We start from the raw sequence: 16,787 nt of genomic DNA on the forward strand, positions 1-16,787 counted from the left end.
GTGCGATGGTCGTCGACGACGGCGACGGCGACGGGCCGAACAGCAGGGCTCGACCGGGCTCGCGCGGACCGCCACCTGCCACCGCGACGGTCTGAGCCGGACGATGAATCGTACGGCCGGGCCAGGCGGGGAGACGAGGATGAGCCGGGCACGGGCGCAAGCGGGGCCGGGCCGGACGGATGCCCGGCGAAGTCGTGGATCTCGACCGAGTGGCAGGCCCCCGCCGGGTGCGTGGCGTGATCGGTCCGCGTGCGCGCTGCGCTCGCGTGGCGGCCTGCCGCCGTACGGTCACGGGCCGGACCGACGTGCTATGTGAAGAACGCTCCAGTAAGCGAATCAACGCGAAAATCCCCGATGATGACGGCCGAAGGTTCGGCCGGTTCGGCTGGTTTGACGGTGCTTTGCCGGGGGGATTCGGACGTGTCGCTCATCCAGTCGTCCAGGCGATTGGCGGCGGCACGTCAACCATGCACCGCGATCGGCCGCATATCAACGAGGCGCGCCATTACCCCCCACCACCCCCCACCCGTGATCTTGCGATTTCTCGCAAGAAACCCCTCCGACCAGGCAAAACCCTTGTTGTGATCTTGCAGAAACTCGCATGCTGCGCCGTCGACCTGCGCGAACGCCTTTTGTGATCTTGCAGTCCGACTCCAAATACAAGATCACGAACATTGTTTCCCCAGGCCAGCGGCCATCTATGCGAGTTTCTGCAAGATCACGGAAGGTGTTTTCCCTGGTCACAGACATATATGCGAGCATTTGCAAGATCACGACAAGAGGGGTGGGGGGGAGGGGTCGGTCAGGGGAGCCAGGAGACTCGGTCGCGCAGAATGCCGTACCCGACGAAGGCGACGACGTCGATGATCGTGTGGGCGGCGACCAGCGGCATGGCCCGGCCCCAGCGCTGATAGAGGCGCCCGAAGACCAGGCCCATCACCACGTTGCCAACGAATCCCCCGAAGCCCTGATAGAGGTGATAGGAGCCGCGCAATACCGCGGACACGATCACAGAGCGCCACGGTCGCCAGCCGAGCTGCCCGAGACGGTGCAGCAGATATCCGCTGACCAGGACCTCCTCCAGCACCCCGTTCTGGGCGGCCTCCGCCACCAGCACCGGCACCCGCCACCACACTTCGGGCAGGCTCTCCGGCACGACGTTGAGGTTGAACCCTGCCTGGAACACCAACAGGTAGAACACCAGGCCGGAGCCGCCGATCAACGCCGCGAGGGCGGCCCCGCGCAGCAGGTCGCGGCCTGGCTCGCGGAAGTCGACGCCGATCGTCCGCATCGACTCCCCCGAGCGGGCCAGCAGATAGGCGACCAGCCCGACCGGCGCCACGTTGATCGCGATCCCGGCGATGTGCAGGGTCAGGTCCAGCCAGGGACGACCCGGCGCCAGGGAGCCGACGAGCACCGCGTCCTGGCCGCCGAGCTGCTCGGGTGCGGTCAGCGCGCCGATCAGGCGGATCAGCGACAGCAGCGCACTGGCGCCGAGCGAGATCGCGAACACCGCGATGATCTCGGGCCCGATGAGCCGTCGCGTGAGCCCCCGCAGGTCGACCCCCCTGCCGTCCGGCCTGGCGCCGGCCTCGTCCTCGTTCATGTTCCGCAGGCTAACCGGCGGTGGCGAACCCGGACGATTCGCGCGTCCCCCACAGCCGGTAGAGCGACGTCAGTACGGTAGTGTGCGGGCCGAGAAGGCCGGGGACACGAAGGGTGCCTTGAACTTCGGGAACGCCACGGTCTTGGGATTGCCGTCCGAGGTGTACCGCTCATTGGGGTTCGCCTTGAGCCAGTCGAGCCATGCTTCCGAGCAGAACTTGGCGCAGTCGGTGTTCTTCTCCTTCTCCTTCGACCGGATGCGCGGGATGCCGGCCGGGTCGAAGTCCTTGGTGAACGGCGACTGCGCCGGGGTGTAACCCGCCAGGAACTCGCCCTTGTAGTTGTAGGTGACCCCCTTGTACGTCCCGTGCAGCGCCCACTCCTTGTTCTTCGGCTGGTTGCCGTACGGCAGGGCCAACGTGATCGGCGGGGTCTTGATCAACGAGATGACCTCGTTGTGCATGGAGACGATCTGCTTGGCCACCTCCTCCTGCGACTTTCCGCGCAGGTTCACGTGGTCGTGCGTGTGGTTGCCGATGTCGAACCCGTGGTCCTTCAGCCACTCCAGGACCTGGATCTGCTCCTCCTTACGTGTCTTGCCGAAGAGGTCACGGATGACGTACATCGTGGCCACCGGGCGGAAACCCGGATGCTTTTTGGCGACGTCCATCAGGACGCCGATCGCGCAGTCCGGCGCGGGCCTGCCCATCCCGTCGAGCGTGAGCTGCGCGGGTGAGGCGTCGTCGAAGGTCAGCACGACGGGATGCTTGCCGGCCGGGATGTCGATCTTTCCGGTCACGTACTCGGCGGCCGTGATCGGCACATAGTTCTCCCGCGCCAGGCGTTCCAACTCGGCGCGGAACTGCTCAGGTGTGCGGTCGTCGCCGGGAGCCGGGTTCTTCATCACCCGGTGGTACATGAGCACGGGAATCTGTCCCAGCTCGTTGGCCTTCACCCGTGCGGCCGCCTGTTCCTCGGCCTTGCGGGTCTTCGCCTCGGCGGCCACCTTGGCCGCCTGGGCCTGCGCGTCTTCGTGCTTCGGCTTGCTCCCCCCAGACATGCAGGAGGACAGCACTATGACGCTCAAAGACGCCATGCCGATGCCGGCAATCCTGAAGCGTCCCATGACTCCCCCTCGATGGGCACGCGGTTCGATGGATCACTCCTACCCGCGAGAACCGGAGGATTCACAGTCAGTAGGACAAACAACACGCTCCGTATATCTTCGAGACCCTTACGCGCCGCGTCACCCGTCGGACCCTTACAGCTGGGGTTCGGCGCAGAACGCGACGCCCTCGCCGGACAGCTCGACCGGTCCGTCCGACGCGGGGACGAACACCGACTCGCCCGGTCCCAGCTTGACCTGTGACCCCGACTCGGCGCCGAGACGTACCCTGCCCTCGAAGCACAGCAGGATCCTCGGCAGCTCTCCCTCCAGCACCCCGCCCTCGCCGGAGACGGCGATCCGCCGCAGCCGGAAGTCCGGGCACGGCGGCGAGTAGACGCCGTCACCACCTCGCAAGACGGGCGGCACCGGCAACGGCCGGGCGTCGGGGTCGGTGATGCGCAGCAACTCGGGCACGTCGATCGGCTTGCCGGTGAGCCCGGCCCGCAGCACGTTGTCCGAGCACGCCATCATCTCGACGGCGAACCCGTCGAGATAGCAGTGCAGCACCCCGGCGCCGAGGAACATCGCCTCACCCGGCGCCAGTTCGTGACGGTGCATCAGCAGCGGGGCAAGCACGGCCGGGTCCTCCGGAAAGCGTCGCGCGAGCCGTACGACCAGGGCGTATTCGGGGTGGTGCACGGCCGAGGCGGCCCACACGATCGACTCGACCAGCTCGCGCCTCGGCTCCGACGACTCCAGGAGCGCGCGCAGCGCGCCGAGGCGGTCGCCGTCGGCCAGTCGCGCCACGACCGGCTGGAGCGCCCGCACATGCAGCCGGTCGATCAGCTTCGCCGCCTGGTCGGCCGACCGGAGGCCGGCCAGCCCGGTGAACGGCGTGAGTGCGCAGACCAACTCCGGCTTGTGCCACGGGTCGGCGTAGTTCGCGTCACCCCGCGCGTGGCCGTCGGCCGCCTGCGCCGCGTCGGGGTGGACCTGCAGCGACAGCGGCCGGCCGACCGCGATCAGCTTCATCAGGTACGGCAGGCGTTCCCCGAACCGGCCGGCGACCGGCTGCCCGAGCATACCCACCGGGTCGGCGGCGACGGCCTCCGTGAGCGTGCGGTCCGGCGACCCGTCGCGGACCAGCAGCGACGGGCTCGCCGGGTGCGCGCCGAGCCACATCTCCGCCTCCGGCCCGTCGGCGACCCGGCCGGTCAGGTCGGCGATGGCCGTACGGGACCCCCAGGGGTAGTCCTTTATCGGATTGCTGAGCAGATCCACGAGCGTCCTCGTCTGATGACCCTTGACAGGGGAAGGTCTGCCGGGAGTCCGAGCGTAACAATGAAGTGCCGGTCACCGGCATTCCGTCCATCTCGGGTGTCACCGCTTCGCCTCGTTCACGCGCCGCGACCCTGATCGTTTCCCAAGACTCCTTGGACGGGGCTTGAACAGCGCTTGCCGGCATTTCAAACCCGACATCCTGGAGAGATCGCTACACTTGGCCCGGTTTTTGCCGCTACTGACCTTCGACCAGGGGTAAACGTCCAGGTCCGAACCCTCAGGAGCAACACGTGGGTCACGTCGATGTCCGTCCGGCGCGGCCGGTGGAGGCGGATCTCCCGATGCCGCCCCGGGCCGCGCCCCGGTGGCGTGCCTGGCTGTGGGTGGTCCTGTCAGCGGCGCTGGGCGTCCTGACCGCCGTCGCGACCGTCATCGTGGGCGGCGCCGTGAAGCTCACCACCAACGTGAAGCACGAGGAGGTGACCACGGAGGAACTGGGATCGGCACGCCCGGTGAAGATCAGCAAGGCGATGAACATCCTGATCGTCGGCTCCGACCAGCGGGATGGCGCGAACGCCAAATACGGCCGGATGCCCGGCGAGCGTACAGACACCATCATCCTCGCCCACATCTCACCTGAGCGGGACGGCGCCGTCCTGATCAGCTTCCCCCGCGACTCACTCGTCGAACTCCCGGCGTGCCCGGCGAAGCGTAACCTCCCCGGCCAGCAACCCCACGTCGGCATGATCAACGAGTCGTTCAACTACGGCGGCATCGGGTGCACCTGGCTGACCATCGAGCGCCTGACCGACATCCACATCGACCACTTCGTGAAGGTCGACTTCACCGGCTTCAAGGCCATGGTGAACGCGCTGGGCGGCGTCCCCGTCTGCATCCCCCAGCCGATCCACGACACCAAGGCACAGCTCGACCTCCCGGCGGGGCGGCAGGTGCTCAAGGGCGAGCAGGCGCTCGGGTACGTCCGGGCCCGCTACAGCCTCGGCGACGGCTCCGACATCGGCCGCATCCAGCGGCAGCAGATGTTCCTCGCCTCGATGGTCAAGGAGGCGATGAGCGGTGAGACCCTGACCAACCCGTCGAAGCTGTTCGGCTTCCTCGACGCGGCGACCAAGTCCCTCACCACCGATCCCGAGCTCACCGTGGGAGTGATGAAGGACCTGCTGACCAGCGCTCAGGGCCTCACCGCCGGGCAGATCCGGTTCGTCACCACCCCTTGGCGCTACTCGCTCACGCAACGGGGCCGCGTGGAGTGGGTACGGCCCCAGGCCGACAACCTGTTCAAGATGGTCGCGGCCGACCGGATCAGCAAGAACGTCAGGAGCGGCCAGCAGAAGATTCCCAAGTCGCAGGTCCACATAATCGTGCGGAACGGCTCGGGCCGGCCGGGACTCGCCACCGAGGCCGCCGCCGAGCTCGAACAGCGCGGCTACCACATCGTCAAGGTGGAGCCCGCGGCCAAGCCGTACCCGCGGACGTTCGTCAAGTACAGCCCGAACGGCGAGGCCCGGGCTTCCCGCCTGATTCGTGAGCTGAAGAAGTCGCAGGCCTTCCCGGTGCGGAAAGCGCGGACCCAGACGATCGTCCTCGTCGTCGGCGCCGACTGGCGTGGCCTGAAGACCCCCAGGACCCTGGACGACGTGGAAGGCTTCGACGCCACCCAGGACAGCTGCACCGCCTCCTGACCACGGAAGACGATCTAGAACAGCCAGCCGAGCAGGCCGCCGCGTCGTCTGTCCCCCGGTTCCTGGGTGGGGGGCGGCTCCGGGGCGGGCGTCTCCTCACCGATCGCCGACGGCGGGTCGGACGGCACGGTCGGCACGGACGGGTCGGACGGCACGGTCGTCTTCTCAGAAGACTGGGGGTCGATGACGGCCGGGTGCGAGGCCGTCGGTGACACGGGCGGACGACGGGTGGGCGTGGCCTTCGCGGTGGGGGTGACAGCGGGCCCACTCGTCGGGGCCGTGCGCAGGCGGACGATCGGGGAGGGCGTCCGCGTCGGGGTCGCGGTCTCGGTCGGAACGGGGTCCAGTACGGATTCGTCGATCGGCTCGGCCGAGACGGCGGGGGAGGACGCCACGGGGGCCTTCGCCGTACAGTCGCCGGTGCAACTCTCGGAGGGGCCGCCGGCCCATGCGCTCAGCGCCCAGATCGCGGCCACCACCGCGACGCCGACGCCGGCCACCCGGAGCAGCGCGCCGCCACGCCGTCGCTCCCCGAACTCCTCGGGGTCGCCCTGGCTGCGCCATCCCGCGCCGAGGAACCCCTTCGGGTCGTCCCGTTCGTCATGATCGTCGTGACCTGCGGTTCCGTCATCTTCTCCGTATTCATCATGCTCGGCGGGGGCCCGGTCCCGGCCGTGCTCCCGGGTCCAGTCGGCGGGGAGCAGGTCGCCGTCCGAGGTGACGTCCGCCGCGGCCGGTCCGGAATGCGGCGGCATCTCATCCGGCCGGTCGGACCAGAACCTGCCGGCGCCCGTGCCGTACCGGGGATCGGCCTGGATGTACGGACGCACGAGAGGCCCGGTGTGCTCGAGTTGTCCGGTCTCCAGGGGATCCTCGGGAAACTGGTCGGCCATGAGGTCCTTCCTCTTGCTCAACGTGCTTGGGCCTTCCCCGCCGCACCGCACCGCTCTGCACCGCACCGCTCTGCACCGCACCGCACTGGGAAACCCGTTAACGGATGTTCATAGCACCATCCGACACCGCTTGTCCGGAAATTCCACAGGAATCACTGGAATCACGTGAGCCACTCCTCTGCCCAGAAGAGGCCGGCAACTGCCTCCCACCGGACTTGACGGGAATCTCCCGCGGCGTGGGCGCGGCCAGTGGTCACATTGGGCGGGTAGTTGTGCAAGACTCCGCTTTCAGTGGTATTCGCCCGGGCGCAAGAGGCAGGCGAGATGGGTACTGCGGGGCAGCTCATTGTCAGGCGGTATCGGCTGGTGCGCGCACTCGGGCAGGGCGGCATGGGCATCGTCTGGGAGGGCCACGACACCCTGCTGGATCGCCCGGTCGCGGTCCGTCAGGTGCTGCTGCCCCCGGCTCTCGGCGAGACCCGGCGGCTGCGGCTCGCCCAGCGCGTCGCCCGCGAGGCACGCCAGGCCGAACGGCTGCGCCATCCGAACATCGCCGCTGTCTACGACGTGGCCGAGGAGGACGGCACGCCGTACATCATCATGGAACTGGTCCGCTCGCGCTCGCTCGACGGCATCGTCGCGAGCGACGGCCCGCTCCCGCCCGAGCGCGCCGCACCTCTCGCGCGCAAGCTCCTGGCCGCGCTGGCACACGCCCATGCCGCGGGCGTACGGCACGGCGACGTACGACCGTCGAACGTGCTCATCGGGCACGACGGACGGGTGCTGCTGGCCGACTTCGGCACCGGGGCGCTCGCCGCTGATGCCGCCTTCTCCGCATCCCACGCCCGGCGGGGGCCCGCGCACGGCGAGCCGGTCAGCGCGACACGAGAGGTGCAGGCGTTCCTCGCCCCGGAGCGGGCGGACAGCGCGGCCCTCACCACTGCCTCCGACCTGTGGGCATTGGGCGCCACGTTGCACTTCGCGATCGCTGGAAGGCCGCCGACCCCCGACTCCGCCGAGCTGTCACCCGACGAAGCCCTTAACACGGTGGTGAACGGACTGCTGGCGCGAGATCCCCGCACGCGGCTCGATCCGCGGACCGCGAACCGGCTGCTCGCCGAGATCGAACCGGCCGCTCCCCCGCCGCCGGCATCCAGAGGCGGGAGCCGTACCCGCCTGATGGCGGGGATCGCGGCGGCCGCCGTGGTCGCCGGAGCGGTCGGCGGCTGGGCGGTCCTGCGGCCGCACCCCGGCGCCTCCGACATCCGGATCCCGCTCGCGGCGAACGCCTCGGCGCCCGCACCGGGGATCCCGGCGACCGCGTCCGGCGCCCCCACCCGGACAGCCGGGGCATCCCCCGCCCCTCGGCTCAAGCTGAAGTGGCACCGGCCGACGGCGGGCTGGCGGGCCGCCGTACCGCGAGCCTGGACGATCGAGCAGGCGGAGTTCTCCACCCGGTGGCTCGACCCGGAGGGCCGGGCACAGCTGGAGGTCGAGGTCACCGCCCAGAGCGGCACCGACCCGCTGGGGACGCTCCGCGAGGCCGAGGCGATCCTCGACGCGAAGGACTACCGGAAGCTGCGGCTCAGGGCGATCTCCAGCAAGTACGGCACGGCCGCCGACTGGGAGTTCACCTGGACGCGACGCAAGGCGTCGGCGGAGAGCCACCTGGCCAGGGGCACGGCCTACCATCAGGCCAGACGGGTCATCTCGACCGAGACCACGACCAGCGTGCTGACCTGGACGACGACCGCCGACGACTGGGAGCGCCTACGCCCCACCCTGACCAGGGTCTTCGCGCTGTTCCAGCCGCCCACCGGCTGAGACCGCCCACGAGTTGATCATCGGTCGTCCCGAACGGTCGGGAACGACGTGTTCAGGTGGCCGAGGTCGGCGGCGAGGTAGCGGGCGGCGGTGCGCAGGGCGCGCAGCATCGCCGCGACCGACGGCCGCCGGACCGCCGACTTCCTGGCGACCGCGTAGAGGTAACGCTCGATCGGCTCGCCGGGAAGCCGCCTGACGGCGATCCCACGCGTGCCACCGGCCAGCGCGAGGGCGGGCACCGCCGCGATGCCGATGCCCCTGCCGACCAGTCCGAGGATCGTCCCCAGCCCTTCGAACTCCCATGCGACGGGCGGCGGGCCGCCGACGCCGGCCAGCAGCCGCTCGACGGCCTCGCGAGAGGGCTCGCCTTCCGGGGTGACCATCCACGGCTCGTCTTTCAGGGCCATCAGGTCGACGGGCACCGCCGGGTCGGCCACCGGGTGGCGTCGCGGCACGACGAGCACCATCGGATCCGTCAGCAGTGGGACGGCCGCCAGGGCGCTGTGGCCGTCCATGTCGCCCAGCCGCCCCTGCCAGTCGTCGATCAGCGCGATGTCGGTCTCGCCGGACTCGACCTCCCGGATGCCATGGCCGGCCCGGCTCTGCCGAAGCCGCAGCGTGAGCTCCCGATGGCGGTGCAGCAACCGGACGAGCGCGGGAGCGAACGCCACGGCCCCGGTCGGGAAGGCCGTCACCACCACCCGCCCGGACGGGGTGCCCTCGTGGGCGGACAGGTCGGACTCGGCGGCCTCCACCATCGACAGGATGCGCCTGCCGTGCTCGACCAGGCGCCAGCCCGCGTCGGTCAGCTCGGCGCTGCGGGAGGTCCGATCCAGCAGTACGGCTCCCGCCTCCCGTTCGAGCACGGCGAGCTGCTGCGAGACTGCCGAGGCGCTGTAACCGAGCGCCTCCGCGGTGGCGGCGATGCTGCCCCGCCTGGCGAACTCGCAGATCAGAGCGAGTCTGCGGATATCGAGCAACGGTTTTCCTTAATCCCGGCCTCGGAAAGCCTCGCTTGTTCTTACGCCTTCACCCAATCACTCTGGGAACGATCCATCCACAGATTCGCAGATTCGGAGGAAGGTAGATGAACGTCCCCGTCTCGGCCACCCTGGCCGCAAATGAGGAGATCGACAGAAGGCGACGGCACGGGCAGCGCATCGTGAACCTCGCCTTCGGGGAGGCCGGCCTGCCGGTCCATCCCGCGTTACGTGACGCACTCGCCCGGGCGGCGGGCGGCAACGCGTACGGACCGGTCGCCGGCTCCGTCGCACTCCGCGAGGCGGCGGCGGGTTACTGGTCGCGACGCGGCATCGCGGCCCACCCCGACCTGATCGTCGGCGGTCCGGGCAGCAAGGCCCTGCTCTACGGCCTCCTGCTCGCACTCGGCGGGGACGTCGTGCTGTCCAGGCCGAGCTGGGTCAGCTACGCGGCCCAGGCGCGGCTCGTCGGCGTCCACCCGATCATGATTCCGCCGCCCCCGGGGGAGGGGGGCGTGCCCGATCCGGAACGGGTCTCGACCGCGGTCGCGGCGGCCAGGGCGCGGGGCAGGACGGTCACGTCGCTGCTGGTCACCCTGCCGGACAACCCGACCGGCCGGCTGGCGAGGCCGGAGACCGTACGACGCCTCGCCGCGCTCGCCCGCGAACTGGACCTGACCATCATCTCGGACGAGATCTACCGCGATCTCGTGCACGACCCCGCGGCGACCTTCCTCAGTCCGGCCGAGATCGCTCCCGAGCGCACCGTCGTCACGACCGGGCTGAGCAAGAGCCTGGCGCTGGGCGGCTGGCGGATCGGCGTCGCCCGGCTGCCGGAGACCGGCCTATCTGAGGCCCCGCACGCATCGAACCCGCACGCATCGAACCTGCACGGGCGGCTGCTGGGGGTGGCGAGCGAGATCTGGTCGAGTCCCGCCGCGCCCGTGCAGCACGCGGCCGCCTACGCCTTCGACGAGCCGGCGGAGCTCGTCCGGCGGGTCGCGGCCAGTCGCCGACTGCACGGCATCGTGGCCCGCGCGGTCGCCGAACACTTCACGAAGGCGGGGGCGCACCTGGACGACCCCCAGGGAGGGTTCTACCTCTATCCCGGAATAGCGGGATTCACTGGTTCCGCCGAGCTCGCGGCGGTGCTTCTCGACCGGCATGGCGTCGCCGTACTGCCGGGAACGGCCTTCGGAGACTCCCCGGACGCGCCGCGTGTCCGGGTCGCCACCAGCCAGCTCTACGGCGAGTCCGACGAACAGCGCACGGCGGCGCTCCACGCGGAGGATCCGCTCGAGTTGCCCTGGATCGCGGCCTCTCTCCGGCACCTCGAAGAGGCCCTGGCGGGGCTGCGGATCTTTGGCTGAATCTTTACCTTGAGTCCCACCGGAGAACACCGCTCCGCATGGCCTCTGAGCTGCGATTTTACGCCCGTTACCTGGCGTTGATCCGGAGCCCCACAAGTTGTCTCCTGTCAGCGTACCCAGCGTGGTTTCGCAGGCCTCATCATTTGCTCATGCCCGCTTTTGTCACCCTGTCCGGGCGCTCCGTGCGCCTGGAACCGCTCAGCCTCGCGGCACTGGACGATCTCGTCGCCGCGTCGAGTGAAGACCGTTCCAGTTACGCCTTCACTCGCGTTCCCGCATGCCGGGAAGAGATGGCCTCCTATGTGGAGGCCGCCATGGCTGAGCAGGCGGAGGGCCGTACGCTGCCCTTCGCCATCCGGTGGCTGCACACCGACCGCGTGGTCGGTGCCACCCGTCTGATGCACCTGGAGTACTGGCAGGGCCCCATGCCCTGGCCACCGGGGACGAAAGGCGTGGTGGGCGAGGTCCCGTCCGTGGCGGACATCGGTTACACCTGGCTGGCCAAGTCGGCTCAGGGAACCGGGGTCAACCGGGAGAGCAAGTTCCTGATGCTCTTCCTCGCCTTCGAGACCTGGCAGGTTCACCGGATCACCCTCAAGGCAGATGTACGCAACATGCGATCCCGGGCCGCCATCGAGGCCCTCGGCGCGCACCTGGACGGTGTGCGACGAGCGGACAGCCGAGGCGCCGACAACACGGTCCGAGATACGGCGTACTACTCGATCCTGAGCCATGAATGGCCCGCCGTACGCGAACGTCTGCGCGCGCGGCTGGGCCTCGTGGAAGCAGCTTAGGTCCCGTCCTTCTAGACACTTCTGGACGCTTCTGGACGTATTCCGACCGACATTCGGATCACTCTGAGAAAGGAACCGGCGCGGTCCGTCCCCGTAGGACGGGCCGCGCCGGCATGGCGAGGAGGGGGGAGCAGGAGCAACAGGCGGCGAAGCGATCACGCTTTCAAAGTGCTGACGAGTGCACAGAGCTGACGAGTGCACAGACGAGCGCTCGGCACTGCCTATTGGACAAGCGTCGCGGGATCTATCATTTCATTGGAAAACTTTCTAACAGGAGACAAGGGCACATGCCTGGTGACGCCGCCGAGCAAGGCCTGCGCTTCGCCGTACTGGGACCGGTCCTGGCCTGGCGTGACGGCGTCGAAATCGACCTCGGGACGCCGCTGCAACGCTCCATCGTCGCGACACTGCTGCTGCGGGAGGGACGGACGGCCACCCCGGGCGAGATGATCGACGAGGTCTGGGGAGAGGACGCGCCGCCGCGGGCGCTCGGCGCGCTGCGGACGTACGTGTCCCGCCTGCGGACAGTGCTGGAACCCGGACGGTCCCCCAGGACCCCGCCCGAAGTGCTCAGGTCGGTCGGCAGCGGCTACGCGCTGCGTCTCGATCCCGCCCGGCTCGACCTCCGCGTCTTCGAGCGGACCTTCGCGGCGGCCGAGGCGGCCCGCCGGGACGGCAGGATCGGGGAGGCGGCGGATCTCCTGCGCGACGCGCTCGCCCTGTGGTCGGGGGAGCCCCTCGGCGGCGCGGTCGGGCCGTACGCCGAACACCAGCGCGGCCGACTCGTCGAACGGCGGATCGGCACCGTCGAGACGCTGATGACGCTCGACCTGGAGCTCGGCCGGCATTCCGAGGTCGTCCCCGAGCTAATCTCGCTCACCGCCGAGCACCCGCTGCGGGAGCGCTTGCGCGCCCAGCTCATGCTGGCGTACTACCGGTGCGGGCGGCAGGCCGAGGCCCTGTCAGTCTTCGCCGAGACCCGGCGGGCGCTCGTCGACGAGCTCGGCATCGAGCCCGGCGCCGAGCTGGCCGAGCTGCACCGCCGCATCCTCGCCGCCGATCCCATGCTCGCCGTCCCTCCCACGCTCGCCGGCCCGCCCGCTCCGCCGCGGGCCCGCGATGCCGTACGGCCCGCCTCCCCCGGCAGCGAGGCCGACCGCGACATTCCGATCGTCGAGATGCCCAAACCCGCCCAGCTTCCGGCGGCCGTCGCCGACTTCACCGGCCGGGCCGAGCCGGTACGGCGACTGCTCGCGATGCTCGGCGGCGCCGCCGACGCCGATCCGAGCACGACGCCCGGACTGAGCACGACGCCCGGACTGAGCACGACGCCCGGGCCGGGCCAAGCGGACGAGGGCACCCGGGGCGTCGCTCCCAGTGCTCCCCGCGCGGCCGATGCGGCCAGCGCGGCCGGCGCGGCCGAGGTGATGCCGATCGCGGCGATGTCCGGCATCGGCGGCGTCGGCAAAACCACGCTCGCCGTTCACGTGGCCCACCTCGCCGAGGGCCTGTTCCCGGACGGCCAGCTCTATGCCGACCTGCGCGGGTACGGCGCCGAGCCGACGCAGCCGGAAACCGCACTCGGCGCCTTCCTGCGCGCCCTCGGCATCCCGGCCGACGTCATCCCCGAAGGCCTCGCCGAACGATCCGCGCTCTTCCGGTCCATGCTCGCCGACCGGCGCATGCTCGTACTGCTCGACAACGCCCGCGACGCGGACCAGGTCGAGCCGCTGCTGCCCGGAACCGCCGGCTGCGCGGCGATCATCACCAGCCGGGGAAAACTGGCCGATCTGCCAGCCGCCCGGCTCATCGACCTCGATGTCATGGAGCCGGAAGAGGCGCTGTCGCTGTTCTCGGCGGTCGCCGGGCCCGAGCGGGTCGCCGCCGAGCACGCCGCCGCCATGGACGTCGTCGCCGCGTGCGGCTTCCTGCCGCTGGCGGTCCGCATCGTGGCCGCCCGGCTCGCCGCCCGCCCCTCGTGGACAGTCGCCTCGCTCGTCCCACGCCTGGCCGATGAGCGCCGCAGGCTCGACGAGATGAAGATCGGCAACCTCGCGGTCTCCGCGACCTTCTCCCTCGGCTATGGCCAGCTCGAAACCCGACAGGCCCGGGCGTTCCGCCTGCTGTCGCTGTCCACCGGGCCGGACATCTCGGTTCCGGCCGCGGCGGCCGTCCTCGATCTCAGCCTGGCCGAGGCGGAGGACCTGATGGAGTCGCTCGTCGACGCGAGCCTGCTGGAGGCACCGGCGGCGGGCCGTTACCGCTTCCACGACCTGCTGAAGCTCTTCGCCCGCCGCCGCTGCGAGGACACCGACTCGCCGGCCGCCCGTGCGCTCGCCATGCGACGGCTGCTCGGGTTCTACCTCGCCTCGGCCGGATCGGCCCATCGTCTCGCGTACGAGGGCAGCGCGATCGCCGACAACCTGGTCGAGGGCCCCGTAATGGGCATCGCGACGGACATCCCGACGGACATCCCGACGAACATCGTGACCGGCCATCCGCAGGGGCATTCCTTCACCTCGACGGACGAGTCGGTGGCCTGGCTGTCGGTCGAGGCCGAGAACATGTTCGCCGCCATAGCCCAGGCCGCCGCGTCGTCGGTACCGCTGAACGAGTGCTTGAACGAGGTCCCGAATGAAGGCCCGGATGAAGACCCGGATGAAGGCCTGAGTGAGGATCTGCTCCCCGCGGCGAACCTGTTGCTGGCGATGGAACCGCTGGTGGAGTCGGGAACCAACCAGCGGGAGTTCGAGCAGCGCACCGGCTCGGTGCTCGCCGCCGCATCCCGGATCGGCGACCGACGGGCCGAACTGCGCTGCCGCTACGTGCTGGGCCGGGTGCTCTTCGGCGCCAACCGACTGGCCGAGGCTGAACGGCACTTCCTCATCGCCCGGACCCTCGCCGGGGAGACCGGTGACCGCATCGTGCTCGGTGAGACGTACAACGCGCTCGCCGTCGTCGCGGGGCGGCAGCGCCGCCACACTGAGGCCCTCGAATGGTTCGACCGGGCCACCGAGGTCTACCGCGAGACCGGCAACCCGGCGGGGCAGGCCCTGGCGCTCAGCTACTCGGCCCGCGACCACCTCGGCCTCGGGCACGTCGACGAGGCGATCTCCGTGTCCGAGCGCGGGCTGGCCATGTTCACGGAGATCGGCAGTGGTGCGGGGCTCGCCAGGGCGCGCTATCACCTGGGCATCGTGCTGTCGACCGTCGGCCGTCTCAACGAGGCCGTCGCACATCACGCCGAGTGCCTCGCCTTCTTCCGGGCCGGCAAGCAGCGGGTATGGGAGCAGCGGGTGTGCTACCGGCTCGCCGCGACCTTCATCGCCGCCGGGCGGTTCGCGGAGGCCGCGCGGCACGCCGAGCAGGCGCTGACGGTCAGTCGAGAGATCACTCACCCGTACGGCGAGGCCCAGTCGCTGGCCTCGCTTGGGAAGGCCCTGCACGGCATGGGGGAGACCCGGCGCGGCGGGGAATCTCTGGCCAGGGCCCTCGACATCTTCAGCAGGCTCGGCTCCCCGGAGGCCGACGACATCCGGGCGCTCCTCATGGAGTTCGACCAGATCCAGACCTGACACCCTCCCAGTTGCTCCTCGTCTCCCTTCGGCGTGTCCCCTCGGCGTCTCCCGTTGTCGTCCTCTGGAGCTTTTCTCCCCGCCGATCGCGCCGCCGGCCCCTGTGCGGCGGCCCTGTACGGCGGCCCCTGTACGGCGCGCTGTACGGCAGTGGGAGCAAGCAGGTGTCCGGCCGGCCACCGGCCACCACCCGGCTTTTGGGGGCCCGATTCACCGGAGCGCCGGATGGCGCCGACCGCCTCGTCATGCGGCCGGCCGGACTCAGGTCGTGTCAGACAAGACACTCCCTGAGCGAGCCCGGATCTCGAAACCCCCAGTCTCGGATCCGGGCTCGACAAGAGCATGGGACCAGCCGTTCAACATCCGATCAACAAGGGGTTGCAATCCGGGTGTTGAGCTGACCATCACTCATTTCCGACATCACAAGCATTTGCCACCATTCGGCATTTATTTCTCATACTTCTTTTCAATTTATTAGCGAGAGCCATTGCCTTCTCTGATTTCAGCATGAGAGAATTCGTGTAGCTGTTCGAATATTGTGATCGGAAGGGGGACTGGTGGAGCCCGCGAAGCTACTCAATCCGGACCTGTCACGCCCCCAGATTTCGCCGTTGCTCGGTCCGGAGTGGTGGGCCGAGGTCAAGGCCGAGGCGACAGCCCGTGCCAACGGCCGCTCCTCGCGCGATTCGATCCGTTCTCCACTCTGGTCCGAGTGGCCCGACTGGCTTACCGCCACCCCTGGCTCCTCCCTGGACACCGCACTTCCGGACGGCGTGGCGGATGCTGCGTCTGCCGGTGGCGCCTCCTCCGCCGAGGTATGCCCTGACGGCCCGTTCCTCCGCAGTGGTGGCACTGCGCTGCGGATCCCGGCTGAGGGCGAGCAGGCGGCTCCCCTGGAAGACGGTCGAACGGAGCGCCACGGCGCTGGCGAAGAAGCTGAGACTGAGACGGCCAAGACTGAGACTGAGACGGCCAAGACTGAGACTGAGACGGCCGAGACTGAGTCGGCGGAGGCTGGGGCTGAGCCGGAAGGGGCTGAGTCGGCCGGGGCTGAGTCGGCCGGGACTGGGGCGGCCGGGAGTGGGGCGGCCGGGAGTGGGGCGGCCGGGAGTGGGGCGGGGTCGTGGCCGTTGGTGTCGGCGGTGCGGGAGTCCGCGCTGGCGCTGGCGTTGACCCCGGTCCCGGACGCGCCCGAGGAGTGTCTGACCCAGCTGGAGGAGCTGATCTTCGCGCGGGATCGGCTGGAGGCGGCGATCGCGGTGCGTGCCCAGCGGGTGCACGCGGCCGGGGCCGCTCGTGAGCGCGGGCATGCCTCGACCAGGACCTGGCTGCGGTCGGTGTGCGGGACGAGCCGGCGGGTCGCCAACCGGGTGATGGGCCTGAGCATGGAGTTGGAACGCCTGCCGCAGGTGAAGGCCGGGTACGCCGCCGGGAGCCTGAGCGAGGCGGTGGTGACGGCGATCTGCGCGGCCACCGCCGGGCTGAGCGATGCCGACACGGCCAACGCCGAGACGATTCTGCTGGAGTTGGCCGAGGCGGCCGGGCCGGAGGAGATCGCCAAGGCGGGCCGCTATTTGCGGGCCGTGCTCGACCCCGACGGGGTGATCAAAGAGGCCGACGCCGACCACGACGCCCGGTTCCTGCTGGTGCGGGA

The 16,787-nt window shown here is 69.9% G+C and carries 11 protein-coding genes; 6 read left to right on the top strand and 5 right to left on the bottom strand.

Going from position 1 to position 16,787, the window contains the following annotated elements; translation table 11 throughout:
* Positions 1–802: 802 nt before the first annotated feature.
* The 3 genes from ACFHYQ_RS27475 to manA form a co-directional block, all read right to left on the bottom strand.
* Positions 803–1,606, bottom strand: a complete 804-nt coding sequence (locus tag ACFHYQ_RS27475) for a CPBP family intramembrane glutamic endopeptidase (RefSeq protein WP_394304045.1) — start codon at positions 1,604–1,606, stop codon at positions 803–805.
* A 69-nt stretch (positions 1,607–1,675) separates the two neighbouring features.
* Positions 1,676–2,665, bottom strand: a complete 990-nt coding sequence (locus tag ACFHYQ_RS27480; protein ID WP_394304046.1) for a polysaccharide deacetylase family protein — start codon at positions 2,663–2,665, stop codon at positions 1,676–1,678.
* A 201-nt stretch (positions 2,666–2,866) separates the two neighbouring features.
* Positions 2,867–3,994 carry a mannose-6-phosphate isomerase, class I gene (manA, locus tag ACFHYQ_RS27485; protein WP_394304047.1) on the bottom strand — a complete coding sequence of 376 codons (1,128 nt, stop codon included), beginning with the start codon at positions 3,992–3,994 and terminating at the stop codon, positions 2,867–2,869.
* Between the two features lie 290 nt (positions 3,995–4,284).
* Between manA and ACFHYQ_RS27490 the strand changes: the two genes are divergently transcribed.
* Entirely contained in the window at positions 4,285–5,697 is a 1,413-nt protein-coding gene (locus tag ACFHYQ_RS27490) for an LCP family protein (protein WP_394304048.1), read from the top strand.
* Positions 5,698–5,711: 14 nt separating this feature from the next.
* On the opposite strand, the gene ACFHYQ_RS27495 is transcribed toward ACFHYQ_RS27490, so the two are convergent.
* Complete coding sequence (locus tag ACFHYQ_RS27495) at positions 5,712–6,611, bottom strand: hypothetical protein (protein WP_394304049.1); 900 nt, start codon at positions 6,609–6,611, stop codon at positions 5,712–5,714.
* Positions 6,612–6,914: 303 nt separating this feature from the next.
* Here ACFHYQ_RS27495 and ACFHYQ_RS27500 point away from each other — a divergent pair, with 303 nt between their 5' ends.
* Positions 6,915–8,414, top strand: a complete 1,500-nt coding sequence (locus ACFHYQ_RS27500; protein ID WP_394304050.1) for a serine/threonine-protein kinase — start codon at positions 6,915–6,917, stop codon at positions 8,412–8,414.
* Between the two features lie 17 nt (positions 8,415–8,431).
* On the opposite strand, the gene ACFHYQ_RS27505 is transcribed toward ACFHYQ_RS27500, so the two are convergent.
* Complete coding sequence (locus tag ACFHYQ_RS27505; protein ID WP_394304051.1) at positions 8,432–9,394, bottom strand: LysR family transcriptional regulator; 963 nt, start codon at positions 9,392–9,394, stop codon at positions 8,432–8,434.
* Between the two features lie 107 nt (positions 9,395–9,501).
* Here ACFHYQ_RS27505 and ACFHYQ_RS27510 point away from each other — a divergent pair, with 107 nt between their 5' ends.
* The 4 genes from ACFHYQ_RS27510 to ACFHYQ_RS27525 form a co-directional block, all read left to right on the top strand.
* Complete coding sequence (locus tag ACFHYQ_RS27510) at positions 9,502–10,764, top strand: pyridoxal phosphate-dependent aminotransferase (protein WP_394304052.1); 1,263 nt, start codon at positions 9,502–9,504, stop codon at positions 10,762–10,764.
* Between the two features lie 149 nt (positions 10,765–10,913).
* The gene (locus ACFHYQ_RS27515) at positions 10,914–11,558 is read left to right on the top strand and encodes a GNAT family N-acetyltransferase (protein WP_394304053.1); all 645 of its coding nucleotides are present in this window, start codon (positions 10,914–10,916) and stop codon (positions 11,556–11,558) included.
* 287 nt (positions 11,559–11,845) lie between these two features.
* Positions 11,846–15,133, top strand: a complete 3,288-nt coding sequence (locus ACFHYQ_RS27520; protein WP_394304054.1) for an AfsR/SARP family transcriptional regulator — start codon at positions 11,846–11,848, stop codon at positions 15,131–15,133.
* Between the two features lie 1,142 nt (positions 15,134–16,275).
* Positions 16,276–16,787, top strand: a 512-nt coding sequence (locus ACFHYQ_RS27525) for a DUF222 domain-containing protein (RefSeq protein WP_394304055.1), incomplete at its 3' end; no start/stop codon positions are given.

Source organism: Sphaerimonospora cavernae, assembly GCF_042435035.1.
Taxonomy (GTDB): domain Bacteria; phylum Actinomycetota; class Actinomycetes; order Streptosporangiales; family Streptosporangiaceae; genus Sphaerimonospora; species Sphaerimonospora cavernae.

Coding starts and splice junctions, on each gene's coding strand:
- ACFHYQ_RS27500 (WP_394304050.1), top strand. CDS start 6,915: ATGGGTACTGCGGGGCAGCTCATTGTCAGGCGGTATCGGCTGGTGCGC.
- ACFHYQ_RS27475 (WP_394304045.1), bottom strand. CDS start 1,606: ATGAACGAGGACGAGGCCGGCGCCAGGCCGGACGGCAGGGGGGTCGAC.
- ACFHYQ_RS27515 (WP_394304053.1), top strand. CDS start 10,914: ATGCCCGCTTTTGTCACCCTGTCCGGGCGCTCCGTGCGCCTGGAACCG.
- ACFHYQ_RS27510 (WP_394304052.1), top strand. CDS start 9,502: ATGAACGTCCCCGTCTCGGCCACCCTGGCCGCAAATGAGGAGATCGAC.
- ACFHYQ_RS27520 (WP_394304054.1), top strand. CDS start 11,846: ATGCCTGGTGACGCCGCCGAGCAAGGCCTGCGCTTCGCCGTACTGGGA.
- ACFHYQ_RS27480 (WP_394304046.1), bottom strand. CDS start 2,665: ATGTCTGGGGGGAGCAAGCCGAAGCACGAAGACGCGCAGGCCCAGGCG.